This is a genomic window from Nonomuraea cypriaca (assembly GCF_015645445.1).
In the GTDB taxonomy this organism is placed as follows: domain Bacteria; phylum Actinomycetota; class Actinomycetes; order Streptosporangiales; family Streptosporangiaceae; genus Nonomuraea; species Nonomuraea cypriaca.
In genome coordinates, this window is sequence record NZ_JADOGI010000021.1 from 19,597 (window position 1) to 37,160 (window position 17,564).

Annotated in this window: 21 protein-coding genes and 1 pseudogene; 10 read left to right on the forward strand and 12 right to left on the reverse strand. The window is 68.2% G+C overall.

The genetic code is table 11. The features are described from left to right. Positions 1 to 18 precede the first annotated feature (18 nt). From ITP53_RS09610 to ITP53_RS09630, 5 genes are all read left to right on the forward strand, one after another. Positions 19 to 1,119 carry a phosphotransferase enzyme family protein gene (locus ITP53_RS09610; protein WP_328814335.1) on the forward strand — a complete coding sequence of 367 codons (1,101 nt, stop codon included), beginning with the start codon at positions 19 to 21 and terminating at the stop codon, positions 1,117 to 1,119. A 581-nt stretch (positions 1,120 to 1,700) separates the two neighbouring features. Further along, positions 1,701 to 2,636, forward strand: a complete 936-nt coding sequence (locus ITP53_RS09615; protein ID WP_195894977.1) for a patatin-like phospholipase family protein — start codon at positions 1,701 to 1,703, stop codon at positions 2,634 to 2,636. After that, entirely contained in the window at positions 2,633 to 3,856 is a 1,224-nt protein-coding gene (locus ITP53_RS09620; protein ID WP_195894978.1) for a macrolide family glycosyltransferase, read from the forward strand. Before ITP53_RS09615 ends, ITP53_RS09620 begins: the two co-directional genes overlap by 4 nt. Positions 3,857 to 3,859: 3 nt before the next feature. After that, positions 3,860 to 4,351, forward strand: a complete 492-nt coding sequence (locus ITP53_RS09625; protein ID WP_195894979.1) for a hypothetical protein — start codon at positions 3,860 to 3,862, stop codon at positions 4,349 to 4,351. Continuing rightward, positions 4,348 to 5,331, forward strand: a complete 984-nt coding sequence (locus tag ITP53_RS09630) for a hypothetical protein (RefSeq protein WP_195894980.1) — start codon at positions 4,348 to 4,350, stop codon at positions 5,329 to 5,331. The genes ITP53_RS09625 and ITP53_RS09630 overlap by 4 nt, the downstream gene beginning before the upstream one ends. Positions 5,332 to 5,348: 17 nt before the next feature. Here ITP53_RS09630 and ITP53_RS09635 read toward each other — a convergent pair whose 3' ends face one another. From ITP53_RS09635 to ITP53_RS09650, 4 genes are all read right to left on the reverse strand, one after another. Beyond that, complete coding sequence (locus tag ITP53_RS09635; RefSeq protein WP_195894981.1) at positions 5,349 to 5,906, reverse strand: sigma factor-like helix-turn-helix DNA-binding protein; 558 nt, start codon at positions 5,904 to 5,906, stop codon at positions 5,349 to 5,351. 199 nt (positions 5,907 to 6,105) lie between these two features. After that, the gene (locus ITP53_RS09640; protein ID WP_195894982.1) at positions 6,106 to 6,675 is read right to left on the reverse strand and encodes an NADPH-dependent FMN reductase; all 570 of its coding nucleotides are present in this window, start codon (positions 6,673 to 6,675) and stop codon (positions 6,106 to 6,108) included. Positions 6,676 to 6,748: 73 nt separating this feature from the next. Further along, entirely contained in the window at positions 6,749 to 7,414 is a 666-nt protein-coding gene (locus tag ITP53_RS09645; RefSeq protein WP_195894983.1) for a nitroreductase, read from the reverse strand. 146 nt (positions 7,415 to 7,560) lie between these two features. Beyond that, a complete protein-coding gene (locus tag ITP53_RS09650) occupies positions 7,561 to 8,046 on the reverse strand; it encodes a MarR family winged helix-turn-helix transcriptional regulator (RefSeq protein WP_195894984.1) in 486 nt (161 codons plus the stop codon). A gap of 292 nt (positions 8,047 to 8,338) precedes the next feature. Between ITP53_RS09650 and ITP53_RS09655 the strand changes: the two genes are divergently transcribed. Continuing rightward, complete coding sequence (locus ITP53_RS09655; protein WP_195894985.1) at positions 8,339 to 8,809, forward strand: hypothetical protein; 471 nt, start codon at positions 8,339 to 8,341, stop codon at positions 8,807 to 8,809. A gap of 121 nt (positions 8,810 to 8,930) precedes the next feature. On the opposite strand, the gene ITP53_RS09660 is transcribed toward ITP53_RS09655, so the two are convergent. The 5 genes and pseudogenes from ITP53_RS09660 to ITP53_RS09680 all read right to left on the reverse strand — a co-directional run bounded on the left by ITP53_RS09660 (position 8,931) and on the right by ITP53_RS09680 (position 11,818). Next, the gene (locus ITP53_RS09660) at positions 8,931 to 9,728 is read right to left on the reverse strand and encodes a methyltransferase domain-containing protein (RefSeq protein ID WP_195894986.1); all 798 of its coding nucleotides are present in this window, start codon (positions 9,726 to 9,728) and stop codon (positions 8,931 to 8,933) included. A 118-nt stretch (positions 9,729 to 9,846) separates the two neighbouring features. Continuing rightward, positions 9,847 to 10,689: pseudogene (locus tag ITP53_RS09665) on the reverse strand (haloalkane dehalogenase); the annotation flags it as partial. Between the two features lie 21 nt (positions 10,690 to 10,710). After that, positions 10,711 to 11,106: a pyridoxamine 5'-phosphate oxidase family protein gene (locus ITP53_RS09670; protein WP_195894988.1), complete on the reverse strand. Its 396-nt coding sequence runs from the start codon at positions 11,104 to 11,106 to the stop codon at positions 10,711 to 10,713. Then, a complete protein-coding gene (locus tag ITP53_RS09675; RefSeq protein WP_195894989.1) occupies positions 11,103 to 11,327 on the reverse strand; it encodes an SDR family oxidoreductase in 225 nt (74 codons plus the stop codon). Before ITP53_RS09675 ends, ITP53_RS09670 begins: the two co-directional genes overlap by 4 nt. Positions 11,328 to 11,401: 74 nt before the next feature. Then, on the reverse strand, positions 11,402 to 11,818 hold the full coding sequence (locus ITP53_RS09680; RefSeq protein WP_195894990.1) for a hypothetical protein: 417 nt from the start codon (positions 11,816 to 11,818) through the stop codon (positions 11,402 to 11,404). On the opposite strand from ITP53_RS09680, the gene ITP53_RS09685 reads away from it, so the two are divergent. Both ITP53_RS09685 and helR read left to right on the forward strand, forming a co-directional pair. Continuing rightward, positions 11,817 to 12,794, forward strand: coding sequence for a class I SAM-dependent methyltransferase (locus ITP53_RS09685; RefSeq protein ID WP_236050644.1), 978 nt, complete (start codon positions 11,817 to 11,819; stop codon positions 12,792 to 12,794). The genes ITP53_RS09680 and ITP53_RS09685 overlap by 2 nt on opposite strands. Before the next feature lie 350 nt (positions 12,795 to 13,144). Continuing rightward, entirely contained in the window at positions 13,145 to 15,277 is a 2,133-nt protein-coding gene (helR, locus tag ITP53_RS09690; RefSeq protein ID WP_207755733.1) for an RNA polymerase recycling motor ATPase HelR, read from the forward strand. 40 nt (positions 15,278 to 15,317) lie between these two features. Here helR and ITP53_RS09695 read toward each other — a convergent pair whose 3' ends face one another. Then, entirely contained in the window at positions 15,318 to 15,674 is a 357-nt protein-coding gene (locus tag ITP53_RS09695) for a sensor histidine kinase (RefSeq protein WP_456238095.1), read from the reverse strand. Between the two features lie 28 nt (positions 15,675 to 15,702). Between ITP53_RS09695 and ITP53_RS09700 the strand changes: the two genes are divergently transcribed. Beyond that, positions 15,703 to 15,858, forward strand: a complete 156-nt coding sequence (locus ITP53_RS09700; protein ID WP_195895038.1) for a hypothetical protein — start codon at positions 15,703 to 15,705, stop codon at positions 15,856 to 15,858. A gap of 168 nt (positions 15,859 to 16,026) precedes the next feature. Further along, positions 16,027 to 16,404 (forward strand): winged helix-turn-helix transcriptional regulator, encoded by a 378-nt coding sequence (locus ITP53_RS09705; protein ID WP_195894993.1) that lies wholly within the window; start codon positions 16,027 to 16,029, stop codon positions 16,402 to 16,404. A gap of 17 nt (positions 16,405 to 16,421) precedes the next feature. Here the strand turns inward: ITP53_RS09705 and ITP53_RS09710 are convergent, their stop codons facing one another. Together ITP53_RS09710 and ITP53_RS09715 are read right to left on the reverse strand one after the other, a co-directional pair. Then, positions 16,422 to 16,838, reverse strand: a complete 417-nt coding sequence (locus tag ITP53_RS09710; RefSeq protein ID WP_195894994.1) for a YkvA family protein — start codon at positions 16,836 to 16,838, stop codon at positions 16,422 to 16,424. Further along, the gene (locus tag ITP53_RS09715) at positions 16,835 to 17,410 is read right to left on the reverse strand and encodes a Chromate resistance protein ChrB (RefSeq protein ID WP_195894995.1); all 576 of its coding nucleotides are present in this window, start codon (positions 17,408 to 17,410) and stop codon (positions 16,835 to 16,837) included. Before ITP53_RS09715 ends, ITP53_RS09710 begins: the two co-directional genes overlap by 4 nt. Positions 17,411 to 17,564 lie beyond the last annotated feature (154 nt).

Sequence of the window (17,564 nt, forward strand, 5' to 3'; positions counted from 1 at the left end):
CCCGGCAGGATGCACAGAATGATCGTCGGGTATTCCCTCCGGGCCCATGGCGTCGTCGGTGTCGTCGACGAGGTACGCCTGCCCATAGTGAACGCCGAGATCGAACGACACAGTGCGAGGATCGGTCATGGCCGGCAAGCCTACGATCATGAACTGACATTTCCAGCCGTGCAGGACCGCGGCTCTCTGTCGACACCTTGGTATGGTGCCCAGGTCGCACCGCTTGGACAGTACGGCAGTTGCTCAAGGGAGAGGGGCCAGGCCACGATGCAGGCGTCAGAGTTCCCGCGTGCAGCGGCTGCGGCCATGTCGACCGCCTCATCACTTGGCCTGACAGTCGACGACGCGATCGTTCTTCATGACTCGAACAAGCTCACTCTGCGTCTGCTGCCTTGTGACGTCCTGGCCCGGGTGGCACCTGTAGCGCATCAGGTCGCACAGTTCGAAATCGAGCTTGCTCAACGGCTCGCCGAATCCGAGAGCCCTGTGGCTGCTCTCGAGCCTCGAGTGGAGCCACGCGTCTACGAGCGTGATGGCTTCGTGGTCACGCTGTGGACCTACTACGAACCTGCGACACCTCGAGAGGTCTCACCAGCCGACTACGCCAATGCGCTCGAGCGGCTGCATGCCGGCATGCGCAAGCTCGATGTCCCTTCGCCGCACTTCACGGACCGAGTCGAGCAGGCCCAACAACTCGTGGCAAGCCGCGACCACACTCCGGCGCTCGCCGACGCGGACCGGGAGCTCCTCGGCAACACGTTACGAAGCCTGAGACGAGTGATCGGCGATCGCGGCGGCGCCGAGCAGCTACTGCACGGCGAGCCGCACCCAGGCAACGTGCTCACCACGAAGAACGGGCCGCTGTTCATAGACCTCGAGACGTGCTGCCGTGGGCCTGTCGAATTCGACCTCGCCCATGCGCCCGAAGAAGTCAGCGAGCACTATCGAGGTGTCAATCAAGACTTGCTACGCGAGTGCCGGATCCTCGTGCTGGCGATGGTCACAACGTGGCGCTGGGATCGAGGCGACCAATTCCCAAACGGGCGCCGGCTGGGCACAGAGTGGCTCAGCCAGATCCGAGCAGCGCTCGATAGCAACGGGCTGGATACCCATGGCTGATCACGGGCCTTCGAGGTCGTGGCCGGCTCTGTTGATGTCCTCGAGCTTGCCGGCGGGTCAGCGTTCCAGCACTGTGGTGGCTTGTCCGACCTCGATGAGGTAACCGTCCGGGTCGCGCACGTAGCAGCGAAGTTCGGATCCGCGGTTCGGCGACGGTGAGGAAGTGTGTGAGCAGTAGCCCGGTCTCCGGGGCAGGGAAATCACCGCGGCGCATGTCAGCCTCCCATCGCTTCAGGATTCGAGCGTGAGGCACCAATCGAGCGGGGATCCATGACTACTCCTTGCCGTTGTGTCAGTGGTTACCCCCTAAGGACCGGACAGCAGGGCAAGGTGTGACAGGTGCGGCGGAAGGGCCCTGCCTACCTGAGTGCGCATGGACAGCGCCGAGCGCTCGGCCGCCTTTTGAGCCGGCCGATGGTGTCACACATTCGGTGGCCGCCTGGTCTTAGGTGAAGCACGCATCCGATTCGGCGCGGTGGTGAGAAGGGCGGACCATGAGGGTGACACATCGCCGGAGATCGGCCTCGTCGGTTTTGAACGGCTACTGGCTGGACGGTCGCGGTTATGGGAGGCGTCACGCCATGACGGGCGACGAGGGGACACGTTTCTCGCCACCGAGCCGGCCGGACGAGGTCCCGACGCCGGTGGGCCTGGACGCCCTGCCCCGTCCCGTGGCGGCGGTGGTCGGGGGCGGGGGAGTGCTCGGGGCCGCGCAGGTTGGCGTCGGGTACGCGTTGGAGCAGCGAGGATTCGTCCCGGACCTGATCATCGGAACCTCGGTGGGTGCCCTCAACGGAGCGATCGTGGCCGCCCACCCCGGCCAGGCCGCACCATGGCTGGATCGCGTGTGGACCCGGCTGCGTCGCCATGAGGTGTATCCGCTCGGCTTCCTGGTCTCGCGGTCCAGCGTATTCGCCGATCGCGGCCTGCGCAGGCTGATCACCCGGGCCGAGCTGCCGTCGCGGATCGAACAGCTGGAGATTCCCTTCACTGCGGTGGCCACGGATCTGGTCACCGGCGCCGAGGTGCTGCTCGACCGCGGCGACCTGGAGTCGGCGCTGCTGGCCAGCGCGGCCATTCCGGGCGTCCTGCCCCCGGTGGATCGGGACGGCCGGACGCTCGTCGACGGCGGGGTGGCCGCTTATGTCCCGGTACGGGCGGCCCAGCAGGCGGGGGCGGCCAGCGTGGTGGTGCTGTCGGTCGGGCCGGAAGGCTCGCCGCTGTGTCCGACCGTCCCGCCCCGGCGGGCCGCCGCGGTGGTCGCCAGGGCAGGGCTGCTGCTGTTCCACCAGCAGATCGAGCGTGACTTGCACGACGTGTCCAGCCAGATTCCGACCGTCGTGGTACCGACCGGCATCGAGACCTGGCCCGCCCCGTGGGACTTCCGGCACTCCCAGCGGCTGATCGCCACCGCAGCCCACACGGCGGGCCGCTTTCTCGACGGGCTGCGCGTCAACGGGCCCGGCTTGTACCGGGAGGCCGCCCCGGCCGCTTCAGTAGCGGGGGCCGGCCGATGAGTACCATCGCGTTCCTCAACATCCCGATGCACGGGCATGTCAATCCGACGCTGCCGGTCGTGGCCGAGCTGGTTCGTCGTGGCCACTCCGTCACGTACCACATCGCACCCGCGTTCTCGAAGGAGATCGAGGCCGCCGGTGCGACCGTGTGCCTCTACCCCGAGGCTGACCGGCCGCTCGCCGATCCGCCGATGCCGGTCACGATGATCGAGGGGCTCACGCGCACCGCCGTCGACCTGCTGCCCGGTGTGCTTTCTGAACTGCGTGACATCCGGCCCGACCTGATCGTCCACGGCTCGGCCTGCCTGTGGGCCGCGGTCGCCGCCCGCGAACTCGGCGTGCCGGCGGCATCGTTGTTCACCACGTTCGCCTACAACCGCTATGTGCCAAGCCCCACAGGCGCCTCGTGGAAGCTGCTGGCCGCGGCGGCAGGCCGGCCTCGCACTGTCCTGGACTATGTGCGGGCGCGGCGGAGGTTGCGCCGCCGCTACGACATCCGTGGGTTGCCGCCGCTCGACCTCCTGAACGTACGCCAGCCGCTCAACCTGGTGTTCACCTCGCGCGATTTCCAGCCCGGCGCCGGCGCCTTCGACGAGTCGTTCCAGTTCGTCGGCCCCAGCCTGGGCGCGCGCCCGGCCGACCCGTCGTTCCCGGTCGATCGGCTGCGGGCCCCGGTGCTGTACGCATCGCTGGGCACGGTGTTCAACGCCGGCCCGCAGGTGCTGCGTACCTTCGCCGCCGCGCTGTCACCGCTGGGCGGCACCGTGGTCATCGCCACCGGGGAGACCGATCCGGCCGCGCTGGATCCGCTGCCGGACAACGTGATCGCCCACCGCTTCGTGCCGCAACCAGAGGTGCTGGCCCGTGCCGCGCTGTTCGTCACCCACGGGGGGATGAACAGCGCCAACGAGGCCATGTACGCCGGGGTCCCGATGCTGGTGATCCCCCAGGGCGCAGACCAGCCGCTGGTGGCCCGCCGGGTTGTCGAGCTCGGCGTCGGCCTGGCGATCAGTACCAGGGACACCGGCGCGGAACTCGTGCACGCCCTCGCCAAGCGCCTGCTCGACGAGCCACGCTTCCGGGCCGCGGCGGACGGCTTGCAGGTCGCACAGCGCGAGGCCGGCGGCTATCAGCGCGTCGCCGACGAACTCGAGCGCTACCTGCACCGGGCCGGCCGGGTCAGCCGGCCGGCCCCGGCAGACTCGCCACAGGAGCGCTGAGCGATGTCACCCCTCGTTGTCGTCCTGCTGCTGCTCGCCGGGCTGTCTGAGTCCGCGGGCCGGGTCCTGCCCCTGGTAGCTCGCCGGCCCGGCGTGTCGCGGCCCCATGCGATCTTGTTCCTGCTGGCCGGTGCCGTGGTCGAAGGTACCGTGATCGCGCTGTGGCCACTGACCGCAGTGACCCTGGCCGAGCTGATGCTGTCCGCTCCACCGCCAGGCGCCGCCGCGTTGACCTGGACGCCCGGCCTGCTCGCCCCGCTGGTTCTCGCCGCCATCATCGCGTTCCCGCTGCTCGGGCCCCTGCTGCACCTGCTGCTCCTCGTGGGAGTCGGGGCCGGCCTCATCGCCCCGCTCGCCGCGACGACGGGGCTGGGCTGGTGGGCTGCCGCGGGCTGCGTGGCCATCGCTGGAGTGGGGCTTGCCGCCGCCGTCGATGCCGTACGGCGCGTGGTCGCGAAGGTCATCGCCACCAGGTCGCAGGAGCTGCTCACATGACCGAGCTCCTGTTCCTTGTCCTGGTGCTGCTTGGCCCGGTCCTGCTCACCGAAGCTCTGCTCGCCCGCTACGAGGTGATGGCCTACACCGCCGGCTGGCGGACTCCTACCACCGAGCTCCCGCAGGACGTGCCCTACGCTCGGGGTGCGGACCCCGACCGTCCGCCGGAGGCCTACCTGGTCTATCTGGACGGCATCGGGAAACGTCGCTTCCGCGACACCCGCGACGGGGGCCAGCTGGTCAAGGCCGTGATCGCCGGCGCGCCGGAGCTGCGGGTGCTGGGCCAGGTTCAGCCCTACTCCCCCCTGGCCGACCCGCTCGTCGACCGCCCGGTGTGGGAGTGGCTCCGCCATCACATCGGGATCCTGCTGTTCCTGCACAACGTCATGCAGATCTTCGTCGCCGCCGACCACCGGTACCGTCCCCTGTACAACCGCGCCGTGGGCACCCAGATCGCCGGCCAGCTCCGCCTGGCCGGTTACCAGCCCGACAGTGGCATCCCCGTGGTGCTGCTCAGCTACAGCGGTGGCGCCCAGGTCGCCACCGGCGCGGTGGAAGAACTGCACGCCCAGTTGCGTGCCCAGCTCCTGCTGATCACCCTCGGCGGGTTCCACAACGGCGCCAACGATCTCACCCACGCCGATCACCTGTATCGGCTCACCAGCGAGAGCGACTGGATCGAGCGGGTCGGCACCTGGATCTTCCCCCAGCGCTGGCGGCTGTTCCGCCGCAGCGGATGGAACCGGGCCCGCCGCGCCAGCAAGATCACCGCACACTTCCTGGATCCGGCCACCCACATCGGCCGGAACAGCTACATCAGCCCGGACGCGAAGATGCCTGACGGTCGCAGTTACGTCGACCGCACCGCCGACACGGTGATCGCCCTCATCCGTGCCTATTGCGGCCGGGCTCGCGTCCCGAGCCGGGAGCCCGCACCGAAGCAGAGCATGCCGGATCCGCCTGCCTCAGCAGTCGGTTGATGATTGGGATGGCACCCTCAGCCGGCTCGCTTGAGGTCGGCGGCGAGCAGATTCTCCAGGCAGGTCAGCTCGCCGCTGCGGGAGGCCAGCGCGAACGCCCGCAGGAGACGGCTGCGGGCGAGCGAGCTGAACGAATAACGGCGAGTGGCAGTGATACGCGCACGTGCGCGCTTCACGAGTTGCCTCGCATTCGCCGTGCCGATCTGAAGGGTCTCCGCGATCTGCCGGTACGGGTACTCGAAGCCCTCGCGCAGCACATAAGCGGCCCGTTCCGAGGGCGGCAGACGTTCGAGCACCAGTTGGACGGCGAGCTCGATCGCCGCACCTCTTTCGGTCTCCACCTGCGGGCCGGCCTCGTGGTCCGCCTCTTCCTCGTGCAGCCAGGAAGCGACGTGACTCGCGGCGACTTCGCTCACCGTGGAACCGGTGCGGTGGGCCATGGCACGCTGCGCCGATGGCGGGATCATGCGGTCGTCGTCACCCGTGCCGCGAGGCGGTTCACGCGTCGGGCACGCGCTCATCCGCGCCAGGCACATGGTGGTCGCGGCCGGCGACGGCGACCGCGGATCGAACATCAGTGCAGGGTGTTTCGGCCGGCGTTGGAGCCGTATCGGCTGCCATGCGCTCCCGCGGACTTGGCTACCAGCGTGAGGCAACAGGGCCGTGGCAGATGCTGGTGCTACGGCGGGCCGGCATCCTGAGCGCAAGCTTTCCTGCCACCGTGGGCGATGGCGCAGGCCTCGTGGGATGAGTAAGGCTCGCTCTAGAGGCGGCCTACAGGTGCGGGATGTCGTGGTGGTGGCGCCGGATGTGCGCCGCGAAGGCCCGCATGTATCCGGTCAGAAGGTCGGCGGTGGCTGGCACCTGGATATGTCCGCTCTCGTCGTCGATCAGTCCCTTGGTGAACTGGATGTAGGCCTCGGGCTGACCCATCACCGGCGAGTTGGTGAAGGACAGGATGGTCTTGAGGTGCTGCTGTGCGACCGCGGTGGAGATCGCGCCGGGCGAGGCTCCGATGATCGCGGACGGCTTGCCGTTCAGCACGTTGGATCCATAGGGCCGGGTCGCCCAGTCGATGGCGTTCTTCAGCGCACCCGGGATGGACCGGTTGTACTCCGGGGTGACGAACAGGAGGGCGTCGGAGGCTTTGATCGCGTCCTTGAACTCCTGGGCCACGGCGGGATAGTTCGGGTCGTGGTCGTGGTTGTACAGGGGCAGCCCGCCGATGGGGATCTCCGCGAGGCGGAGTTCCGGCGGCGCGAGACGGCTCAAAGCCAGAGCGAGCTTCCTGTTGATCGATTTTTGGGACAGGCTCCCGACGATATAGCCAACGTTGTAAGTCATTGCATTTCCTCTCAAAGTTATGAACTTGGCTTCATCTACACCTCGATCGGTGTTGATGATCCCTCTCCGTGGGCTAGCCCCCGACGAACATGACCGTCTCGTCGAGCGGTGCCCGGCCCGTACGGGCGTAGTCCACCGTGACGTCCTCGAATCCGATCGACATGCCGCAGAAGAGAAGCAACTCGTCCGGAGGGGACAGGATCTCCGCGACGGTCTTGTGATACTTCGACCACGCCATCTGCGTGCAACTGTGCAGCCCTTCGGCGCGCAGCAGCAGCATGACGGTCTGCAGGAACATGCCGACGTCGGACCATTGCGGCAGGCCCATGTCGCGGTCGATGTAGCAGAACAGGGCGGCGGGCGCGCCATAACATTCCCAGTTCTCGGCGGCGGCCCGCTGGCGCGCCTCCAAGTCCTCGCGCGCGATACCCAGCGCGCCGTAGTGCTCCTGGCCGAAGGCGAATTTGCGCTCGTGGTACGGGGACTTCAGAGCGGCCGGGTAGTTCTCGTACTCCGGCTCGTCCCAAGGGTCGCCCGCGGCCAGGCGCTTGCCCATGCGCTCCTTGAGCTCGGCCAGCGGCCTGCCGGTAAGCACGTAGGCGTGCCAGGGCTGGATGTTCGATGCGGACGGCGCCCAAGCCGCGGCGGACAGCACGCGCTGGAGCACCTCCCTCGGGATGCGCCGGCCGGTGAATCTGCGCACCGCCCGTCGGCTCATGACCGCCTCATAGACGTCCAAGATCATTCACCTTCTACCCGCTCAACGCGCCCTAGTCTGTCGCGTTTGTAACGCTATCATTCACGATAGTATCATTCAATACGATATAGCGCGCGCGGACTTCTGGCATCGAGGCTCCCGTCCGGTTCGGTAGTGGCGGCGAGCGCCTACGCCTCACCGTCCGCGGGGTAGGCAAACCGGGTCAACAGATCCCTCAGCTGCTCGGGCTCTCCGGGACCCAGCTCCGCGACCAGACTTTTGGCCAGTGGCTCCGCTGCCACATGGGCTGCATCGAAGAGCTCGACGCCTTGAGGTGTGATCTCCACTGCCCGTACCCGCCGGTCCCCCGGAACGCTCTTGCGTACGGCCAGCCCCTTACGCTCCAGGTCGTCCACGACTCGCATGATCGCTGCCTTGTCCGACCCCGTCGCTGCCGCCAAGTCCCGCTGGACCGTGGGCCCGCGGTTGACCAGCACGATCAGCACGGCAAAATGCCGCATCTCGATGCCGAGCGGCCGAACCGCCTCCGTCATCACCGTGGCCGCACGCCAGTGCGCCTGCCGCAGCAGCAGGCCGAGAGCGAAAGGCGAGGCGTCTCCAGGGCGGTCGGTTGCACGCGAGGCCGTAGTTGCGCGGGGAACGTTGGTGCTCATAAACCCATATTAACAGCACTCTTTCATTCGATACCGTATCACTTGATACAAATATGACTTGGTGCCGTGAGGAGAAAGGGCGCACCACGACCGCCTCTGCCCGAGGGCGGTACCGATCGACGGGGTGTCGCCTTCGTTGTGTGTCGTTGTGCACGCTCGCGCTGATGTGTGCGTTTGTACGCAGAACGCCGGGTCGTGACTGCCTAGATTGAGCGTCGTCCGGAGCGATCAACACGGATCGCGTCGGACGGTGAAACCCCCGAACACTCCTCACATCCAGGGACAGGTCGTCATGTTGAAGCTTCGTAACGTTCTCGCCGGCACGGTTCTTGCCGGCGCGGTGCTGGCCGGTGTGGCCGCCGCCCCCGCCCAGGCCGCCACCGCCTCCACTGCCTCCACCGCGAGCGTGCTCTCTGCGGCGTCTTTCACCAAGCACTGGTTCGACGGCTACTCCGGCTACGGCCGGGGCGAGTCGCGTGGTGAGCGTTCTTACTACAAGGGCTACTACTACTTCGCCAACGGTCGCTACTACTTCGACGTCGACGTGTGGGACCGTGACCATGACCGTGAGAACACCTACGTGGACTTCTGGTACCACGACGACCGTGGCTGGCACCAGGGTCGCCGGTTCGTGACAGGCGGGCACGGCAAGTACCGCTTCAGCTACAGCGCCCGCGGCGGCTTCGACGGTTACAAGTTCCGTATCGGTGAGGGCCGTTCGGGTCACTTCGACTGGAGTCGCTACTCCAACCGTTCCTGGTGACCCCGAACGCCTCCATGGCCGGCCTTGCTCGGGCGAACGGTCACGCCCTGTAAAACCGTCGGTTCAGCCTGCGTACGCGATGATGGCCGCCCTTTTGAGACGGTCGAGGGCGCGGCGTGGTTTACCCCGGACGGCGGCCCCAGGCCGACACCATCGGCGCGGTGGCCAGGTCCATGCCTCCGGCCGCCACGTTGGCCAGGTGCCGCTCGACCTCGTCCTCGGTCGCGTGGCCGCCGGCGACCAGGCCGTCGCGGATGTGTGCGATGGTCGCTGTCTCCAGCAGGTCGCAGGCGGGAGAGGCGATCGGGAAGTAGGCCTCGGCCGCCACGTCGACCAGTCCGGCGGCGCGGAGCAGCCCGGGAAGCCGCCGTCCGTACGCGAGGTCGGCGCCGCGCCCGGCCAGCATCGCGCGGAACCCGGTGCGGATCCGGTTGGCCAGCCGCTCACGTTCCCCGTGCTCGTACGGGGAGCTCAGCGGCTGCAGCGCGGGGTCGGCGTCCTCGAGAAGGATGCGGCCACCAGGTTTCAGGGCCGCGATCATCGACCCCAGGGCCCGCTCGCGGTCGGCTACGTGCACCAGCACCAGGCGGGCGTGCACGAGGTCGAACGCCTCATCGGGAGGGTCGTCGCGGGCGACGTCGTGCCGGCGTACCTCCATCACCGGGCCGGCCGCGTCACGGGTCCAGGAGACGTCGATGTCGGTCGCCAGGACCCGGCCGGTGGGCCCGACGCGTTCGGCCAGCCCGCGCGGGACGGACGGCCCCCCGGCCCCGACCTCCCAGCACCGCCACCCGGGCCCGATTCCGAAGTCGTCGATCCGCCGGAACGTCGGTGGATCGAAGATCGCCGACAGCGCCGCGAAACGCACCCCGGCCTCCGCCCGCGCGTTGTCGAGCAGGTAACCGATCTCGTCCGTCATGGACCGATGATGCATCATTCCGGGCCTTCCGCGTTCCTCGTGGGGGAGCCGCCCGGTCGTCACGGGCTGGAGCAGACGCGGTCCGGCGCCGAGCGCGCGGGCGGAGCCACGCGCCGCCTCAGCGCAGCCCGTGCCTGCCCATCCAGCCGGCGATGGCCGTGGCGATCGCCTGAGGTTGCTCTTCCGGAGTGCTGTGGCCGGCGACGCCATGCTTTTCGATCTCGAGAGCGGCCATGTTGCCGGCGCACCACTCGACCATCTCGTGGCCCATCATGGCGCCCTGGCCGGGCTCGAACGCGATCAACAGCTTGGGTACGCCGGTGCTGGTCGCCAGCCACGTGTCGTACGCCTCGACGATGGCCACGACGTCGGCAGGCTCGCCGCCGAGTGGCATCGATCGCGCCCATCGAAGGATCGGCAGGCGGCTGTCCCGGGTGGGGAACGGCTTGCGGTAGACGGCGAGATCCTCCTCCGGGAGGCCACTGCCCTCGATGAACAGGTTGTCGTCCAGGAGTATGGTCTCGCCGGCACCCTCCGTCTTGATCGCCTTGAACAGCTCCCGCCCGGCTTCGGGGAACTCCTCCCAGGACATCGGCTTCACGATCGTCTCGGTGAACGCGATGCCGCGCACGCGTCCGGGGTGGCGGGCCGCCCAGTCGAAGGCGAGCGCGCCGCCCCAGTCGTGCCCGATGAGGACCACGTCATCGAGGTCCAAGGCGTCGAACCAGGCGTCCAGATAGCGCGCATGATCGCTGAATGCGTAGTCGATGCCGGGCTTCCCGGAGTTCCCCATTCCGATCAGATCGGGTGCGAGCCGCCGGCCGGGGTCACCGACGGCGGGCATGATGTGACGCCACAAATAGGATGAGTGCGGGTTCCCGTGCAGGAAGACCATCGGTGTTCCCGTCCCGAGTTCCCGGTAGAACATCGTCGAGTCGAGAATGTGCGCGGTTGGCATGGCAGACCTTTCTGTTGCGACAAATCACGTGTTGAGGTTCATCACCAGGTCGACGGCGATCTCGACCACCACCCGCCCGGGTGGGTTGGGCGGTGATGATGAGTAGCGCCTGGTGTATCCCCGTGCTCCTTCGGCGACCCGCAGCGGGTCGCCGGACACGGTGGCCGTACCTTCGAGTGTGATCCAGCGGAAGCCCGCGACCTGGCAGAGCGCGGCGCGGCTTCCGGGGGCCGACAGGAGGTTCCTGGCCTTGCGGGACGAGCCGGCCGTCATGACGCGGGCCAGTCCCGCGTCGCGGTCCCAGGTGAAACGGACGGCCACCACGTGGGGAGACCCGTCCGGCCGGAAGGTGGTCAGGGTGGCGAGATGCGGCTCGGCCAGGAAGCGCTCCGCGGAGGCCGGCAACGGCAGTGTGGTCATGTGAAGGCGACGACGTTCCACGCCGCCGCGACGAGGAGGAACAGCACGTCGGCGCCGTCGAGTACGGGGCGAAGGCTTTCCGGGTCGGCGAGATCGGCCTGCCGGTGCCCCGGCAGTTCGGCCGGTCGCCGGGAGACGGCCGTTACTTGCTCACTTGCCTGGGCGAGCGCGTGGACCAGCGGTTGCCCGGCATTTCCTGTGGCGCCAGTTACTACGATCACGAACAGCTCCGTTCCGAATCGGCGACTCGGGGAAGCTAACATCCTTCGTATAGTAGGTACCTAAAGGAAAGTGACTATGTCAGAGGGTGTCCACGTTGCTGCTGTGCCATAAGCGCAGGTGGCCGCGACCGCGAGGAAGACCTTGGTCGTGTCTGCAGATCTGCCGGCGAGGGGATGGCGATCAGACGCAGCGCGGCGATCTCGGTGAGCGCCTGACTGGAGAGATGCCTGACCTCAGCCCATCCGGGATCGGTCGCGAGTCCTTCGGGGGTCCACTTTTCTGCGTGGGCGTGACCACTCATCAGCGATAGGCGGTCGTCGATGCGCTGCAGAAGATCATGGAGCGCTCGGGGCAAGAGTCCTGGCGATCTCTCTTCGACACTCCACGGCACCCACCCCTTCGCCCAGTCGAAGTCGAGCGCAAATTCGTCCGTTTGCCACTGGTGCCGGTCAATCCACGCGACCTGTTCGTCGGCGGAGGCGGCCAGCATGACCAAAGTCTCCGCCAGCCGCAACACCGAGGTCGGCACGTCATACATCGAGGCCTCGGGCAGCGGGTTGCTTGTGCTTCATCTTGTTCAGGGGATCCTCGTACGCGTCCTGAGGAGGGATGATCCGGGCGACGGCGGTGTGTGGCGCTGTCAGGATTGGAGTATGTCCCGCGATCTTCGGCTGCGAGCCACCTTTGACAGTGTGGCAGCCTTCTATCAAGACGCACGCCCCGACTACCCGGACGAGCTGTATTCCGACCTGCTGGCGACCACGGGGGTCACGCCACCCGCGCACCTGCTCGAAGTCGGATGCGGCCCGGGGAAGGCCACGCTGCCATTGGCGCGGATGGGTTTCCGGATCAGCGCGGTCGAACTCGGCGGTGCCCTGGCGGCGGAGGCGCGGCACCGCCTCGCCGAATTCGCCGACGTCTCCGTGGTCACGTCGTCATTCGAAGGTTGGGAGCCGCCGACAGGGGTCCGCTTCGATCTCGTGTACGCGGCCACGGCGTGGAAGTGGGTGGACCCGGAGGTCAAGTACGCGAAGGCAGCCGCCCTCCTCACCCAGGGCGGCCACTTGGCCGTATGGAACGCCGACCACCCGTTTCCGGCGGGCTTCGACCCGTTCTTCACCGAGATTCAGCAGGTCTATGAGGAGATCGGCGAAGGCCATGGCGGCCCGTGGCCCCCGCCACCGCCAGAGGACCAGCCTGACCCCATCGCTGCCGAGTTCGAGGCCTCCGGACACTTCACGGTGGTCGGTTCGAAGCTCTATGTATGGGCCGTGCGCTACACGGCAGACGAGTACATCGCTCTGCTGGACACGTTCTCCGGCCACATCGCCATGGACCCGGCCAAGCGTGAACCCCTCTACCAGGAGATACGCCGCCGCCTCGCCGCACGCTCGGACGGAAGACTCACCCGCCACTGGTCGGCCGTCCTCACAGTCGGCCGACGCCGGCGCGCCGCCGTTTCGTGATGTCGATCCACAAAAGGGAAAGGGGAGCATTCACGCCTTTCCACTCTCAACGTATAGCGCACCGGGGGGCTTGCGGCAAGGCCCGGGTCATGCCGCAGAATCGTCGGCCGAGGCCAGAAGCTGCGGAAATGGGGGACGCGAAGTGCGGGTGTTGTTGTCGACGTATGGGTCTCGCGGGGACGTCGAATCGCTGGCGGGGCTAGCGGTCGCCAGCGGACCTGCCCCGGCGCCGACGGCCACGGGTCCACGTCAGGCGGAACGTTGCTCTCCCTGGCCACGAGGCACGCCGGTCCAGACGCCTTGCGTGCAAGTGACCTCAGATCGGAGCTGAAGACGTGGACCCCCTGACTATGAGCGCGTTCGACCTTCCCGACCACCTTTCCCCCAAGGCCGACCCGAAGCTGATCGCCGCCGATGAGCGGCACTTCGCGGCCATCGCGGAGAGCCTCGAGCAGTCGATCGCCGACCTGTCCGACCGCCTCGACGCCGAGCGCAGGTCGCCCGGTGGCGTAGGCAGGCAGGCGTTGGACCGGGACCTGGAGGTCCACCGGCTGACGGCTCGCCTGCGCGCACTGCGTCGCTTCGGCCTGGACCTGTGCCTCGGACACATGGTCAGCGCGGACGACCCCGAGCCCGTGTACGTCGGACGACTCGGCCTCACGGACAGCACGGGTCGCCGGCTGCTGCTCGACTGGCGTTCCCCCGCGGCTGCGCCGTTCTTCGGAGCCACCCACGCCAACCCGATGGGCCTGGCGAGCCGCCGCAGGTATCGCTGGACCCGCGGCCGGATCAGCGACTACTGGGACGAGGTGTTCACCTCGGACGGGTTTGAAGGGCACGCCGCGCTCGACGACCAGTCCGCCTTCATCGCCAGCCTGGGCGGCAACCGGTCGGCACGGATGCGAGACGTGCTCGGCACCATCCAGGCCGACCAGGACGCCATCATCCGTGCGGGATCCCGCGGCGCTCTCGTCGTCGACGGCGGTCCGGGTACGGGGAAGACCGTCGTCGCCCTGCACCGCTCCGCCTACCTCCTCTACTCCGACCCTCGCCTCGGTCACCGCCGGGGCGGCGTGCTGTTCGTCGGCCCGCACCAGCCGTACCTGGCCTACGTCGCCGACGTCCTGCCCAGCCTCGGAGAGGAGGGCGTGCAGACCTGTACCCTGCGGGACCTGGTCGCCGAGGGAGCCGCGGCAGCGATCGAGACCGACCCGGACGTGGCCCGCCTGAAGTCGTCCGCGAACATGGTGAAGGCGATCGAGCCGGCCGTCAGGTTCTACGAGAACCCGCCCACCAAGGGGATGACGGTCACGACCCACTGGTCCGACATCTGGCTGAGCGCCGACGACTGGGCCGAGGCGTTCGAGGCACCAGAACCCGGCACTCCGCACAACGATGCGCGCGACCAGATCTGGGAGGAGCTGCTCACGATCCTGGGGGACAAGCACGACGGCGACGCCTCGCCTGACCTGCTTCGCAAGTCGCTGCTGCGGAACAGGGAGCTGCTCACGACGTTCAACCGCGCGTGGCCGCTGATCGAAGCGGCCGACCTGGTGGGAGACCTGTGGTCGGTACCCGCCTACCTGCGGATGTGCGCTCCCTGGCTCAGCCCCGACGAGGTTCGGCGGTTGCGGCGCGGGGACGCCCACGCCTGGACGGTGTCCGACCTTCCGCTTCTGGACGCGGCACGGCAGCGGCTCGGCGACCCGGAGGCGTCACTACGTGAGCGCCGGCACAAAGCCTCTGTCGCCGCCGAACGCGAGCGCATGGCGCAGGTCGTCGACCACCTGCTCGAGGCCGATGACGACGGTGAAGGCGCGGTGACGATGCTGCATGGACAGGACATGCGGGACGCCCTGGTCGACGAGACCGCAGCGCCCGGCACCGAACCCGACCTGCTCGCCGGCCCTTTCGCGCACATCGTCGTGGACGAGGCTCAGGAACTGACCGACGCCGAGTGGCGGATGTTGCTGATCCGGTGCCCGTCCAGGAGTTTCACCATCGTCGGGGACCGTGCGCAGGCCAGGCACGGGTTCACGGAGTCGTGGCAGGAACGGCTCGAGCGGATCGGGCTCGACCGGATCAACCTGGCCTCCCTGAGCATCAACTACCGGACGCCGGAGGAGATCATGGTGGAGGCCGAGCCGGTCATCCGGGCCGTGCTCCCCGACGCCAACGTGCCGACCTCCATCCGCAGCGGCGGCGTTCCCGTCGTACACGGATCTGCTTCGGATCTGGGCTCGATCCTCGGCACCTGGCTCGCCGCACATGCCGACGGGATCGCCTGCGTCATCGGCGATCCCACGTTCCAGGAGACGTCCCGCGTCCGGTCGCTGACCCCGGAGCTGGCGAAGGGGCTGGAGTTCGACCTGGTCGTCCTCGTCGACCCGGAGACGTTCGGCGAGGGCATCGAAGGAGCGGTCGACCGTTATGTCGCGATGACCAGGGCGACGCAGCAACTCGTCATCCTCACGAGCTCCTGACGTCGCCGGCGCCCGTCCAAGCTCTTGAGGGAAGGCCGGATCACGTTTGGGTCGCTTGGGCGGGCAGGCGCAGGGTCAACGTCGTGCCCTCGCCCGGGACGCTGGACGCCGAGACGGTGCCACCGTGCGCCTCGACGAGCTTGCGGACGATGGACAGCCCGAGCCCGCTGCCGCCCGTCCGCCGGTCGCGCGAGGCGTCGGCTCGCCAGAACCGTTCGAAGACCATGGGCAGGTCCTCCGGGGCGATCCCGACGCCGGTGTCGACGACGTCGATCACCAGTTGCCCGCCCTCCCGCCGGGCGGTGAGGGTCACCGTGCCTCCGGACGGCGTGTGCCGGATCGCGTTCGACACCAGGTTGCCCACTGCCTGCCGCAGGCGTACCGGATCGGCGAACACCTCAAGCTGAAAGGAGCACGGTTTCGACGTGAAGATCGTGTCGGCCGCCGGCTCTGACCCGAACGCCATCTCCTGGACCTACAACAGCGTCCCGGCCGAAGGGGTCGACATTTCGGGGATCCAGAACCGGTGCCGGGTGGAGGGCTTCGGGGGAGGAGAGGCCCTGGAGCCGGCGCCGCAGTAGCGCTCAGGCCGGCTCGACCACGCCCGCCCCTGGCCAGCGGGGGCGGGCGTGGCCGGTTCAAAGCCATGTGGGGCTCCGGAGCTGATGGTTACTGTTCGTAAGTTGCCTCATGATGCTTGAGAGGCTTACAAAAGGCACATGCGTGTGCGTTACGCACAAGGGGCTGTCATGTCGCAGTACGAGCACACCTGCATGATCCGCGGAGACGGCGGCCGGACGATCCGCACGATCCTCGACCGGATCTGCGACAAGTGGACCCTGCTGGTCGTGGCGACCCTTGATCAGCAGCGGCTGCGCTTCACCGATCTGCATCGGCAGATCCCCGGGATCTCCCAGCGGATGCTGACGCTGACGCTCCGGAACCTGGAGCGCGACGGCCTGGTCTCCCGTACGGCGTACGCGGAGGTTCCGCCGAGAGTCGAATACGAGCTGACCCCCACCGGGCGGAGTCTCATTCCGCCCGCGCTGGCCCTTGCCGGCTGGGCCATCGAGCACATCGCGGACATCGAGGCCAGCAGAACCGCCTACGAGACCCGTACCGGATGAGCCTCTGAGTCCTCACGTCAGGACGCTGAGAGGCCGGTCAGGCGGCACAGCGCGGTGAATCCGTCGTCCGTGCCCGGCCAGTGACGGCGAACCGCCTCCAGGCCGGCCCGGCGAACGACGGATCGCAGTACGGCGGTGATGATGATGGCGTCGTCCGCGTATCCGAGGATCGGGATGAAGTCCGGCACCAGGTCGATGGGCATGGCGAGGTAGGCCAGCAGCAACGCGAGCCGGACGCGTACCCCGCGCGGCAGGTCGGAATCGGCCGCGAGGCGGCGTACCAGGCGCAGCACGTCAGGCAGTAGTCGCAGCGCCTCGCGCAACAAGCCGCCGCGAGGCCGGGCGATCGCCAGCGTCGCGATGAGCGCCAGCCAGGCGACCATCAGCGCGGACGCGATCCCGATCAGCAGGTCCCAGCCCCAGGATCCGGTCATGGCCGCTCGCTCCCAGCCGCGCCGCCGGGGTATTCGGCCGCCAGCGCGTCCTGCTCGAAGGCGGCCAGGTCGGCGGCGGCCTCCTCGATGGCGGCCCGCGCCGTCGCCCCGGCCGGGGCCGCGAAGTAGTCGCGTGCGGCGATTTTGGCCATCCAGGCGCGGAAGCGTTCCAGGTCCGCTTCTGACTCCTCGACCTCGGCGTAGGTGGCGCGGCCGCGTTCGCGTTCGTGCGTCAGTTCCTGGCGGAAGGCCGGCAGCCGCTCCAGCACCTCGTTGTACTCGGCGTCGCGGGCGGCGTCGAACTCGCCGATGATCTGCCGCTCCTCGGCCTGGTCGGTGAGGGTCAGGCGCAGCATGCGGCCGGTCCCGCCCTGCTGGTGTACGCGGTCCAGCAGGCGGCGCACCTGCTGGACGGTGTACTGGCGCTCGGGCAGCAGGCACACCGACTGCTGCAGATACAACGCGCCCAGCGAGCGCAGCTTGCGCCAGACCTGAACGCGAAGGGTCGGCGCGGCGCCGGCGGTGGACACGCTGATCAACAACCAGCCGGATCCATCCGTATTGTCCGTCACATAGCCATGTTACGGATGTAACACGCAGGAGGCAACTTGAAGGCGTCGAACGAGCCGAAGTGCTCGTCGATCGCCGCTCCCAGTTCGCCGTCGGGGCGATCGGGCCTGATCGCCGTCGGCGCGTGTGCCGCAGCACCGTGGCCACGGCGTACGC

Excerpts from the sequence above, each read along its gene's own strand:
- ITP53_RS09610 (WP_328814335.1), top strand. The coding sequence starts at position 19 with ATGATCGTCGGGTATTCCCTCCGGGCCCATGGCGTCGTCGGTGTCGTC.
- ITP53_RS09615 (WP_195894977.1), top strand. The coding sequence starts at position 1,701 with ATGACGGGCGACGAGGGGACACGTTTCTCGCCACCGAGCCGGCCGGAC.
- ITP53_RS09620 (WP_195894978.1), top strand. The coding sequence starts at position 2,633 with ATGAGTACCATCGCGTTCCTCAACATCCCGATGCACGGGCATGTCAAT.
- ITP53_RS09625 (WP_195894979.1), top strand. The coding sequence starts at position 3,860 with ATGTCACCCCTCGTTGTCGTCCTGCTGCTGCTCGCCGGGCTGTCTGAG.
- ITP53_RS09630 (WP_195894980.1), top strand. The coding sequence starts at position 4,348 with ATGACCGAGCTCCTGTTCCTTGTCCTGGTGCTGCTTGGCCCGGTCCTG.
- ITP53_RS09635 (WP_195894981.1), bottom strand. The coding sequence starts at position 5,906 with ATGTTCGATCCGCGGTCGCCGTCGCCGGCCGCGACCACCATGTGCCTG.
- ITP53_RS09640 (WP_195894982.1), bottom strand. The coding sequence starts at position 6,675 with ATGACTTACAACGTTGGCTATATCGTCGGGAGCCTGTCCCAAAAATCG.
- ITP53_RS09650 (WP_195894984.1), bottom strand. The coding sequence starts at position 8,046 with ATGAGCACCAACGTTCCCCGCGCAACTACGGCCTCGCGTGCAACCGAC.
- ITP53_RS09655 (WP_195894985.1), top strand. The coding sequence starts at position 8,339 with ATGTTGAAGCTTCGTAACGTTCTCGCCGGCACGGTTCTTGCCGGCGCG.
- ITP53_RS09660 (WP_195894986.1), bottom strand. The coding sequence starts at position 9,728 with ATGACGGACGAGATCGGTTACCTGCTCGACAACGCGCGGGCGGAGGCC.
- ITP53_RS09670 (WP_195894988.1), bottom strand. The coding sequence starts at position 11,106 with ATGACCACACTGCCGTTGCCGGCCTCCGCGGAGCGCTTCCTGGCCGAG.
- ITP53_RS09685 (WP_236050644.1), top strand. The coding sequence starts at position 11,817 with ATGACCAAAGTCTCCGCCAGCCGCAACACCGAGGTCGGCACGTCATAC.
- ITP53_RS09680 (WP_195894990.1), bottom strand. The coding sequence starts at position 11,818 with ATGCTGGCCGCCTCCGCCGACGAACAGGTCGCGTGGATTGACCGGCAC.
- helR (WP_207755733.1), top strand. The coding sequence starts at position 13,145 with ATGAGCGCGTTCGACCTTCCCGACCACCTTTCCCCCAAGGCCGACCCG.
- ITP53_RS09705 (WP_195894993.1), top strand. The coding sequence starts at position 16,027 with ATGTCGCAGTACGAGCACACCTGCATGATCCGCGGAGACGGCGGCCGG.
- ITP53_RS09710 (WP_195894994.1), bottom strand. The coding sequence starts at position 16,838 with ATGACCGGATCCTGGGGCTGGGACCTGCTGATCGGGATCGCGTCCGCG.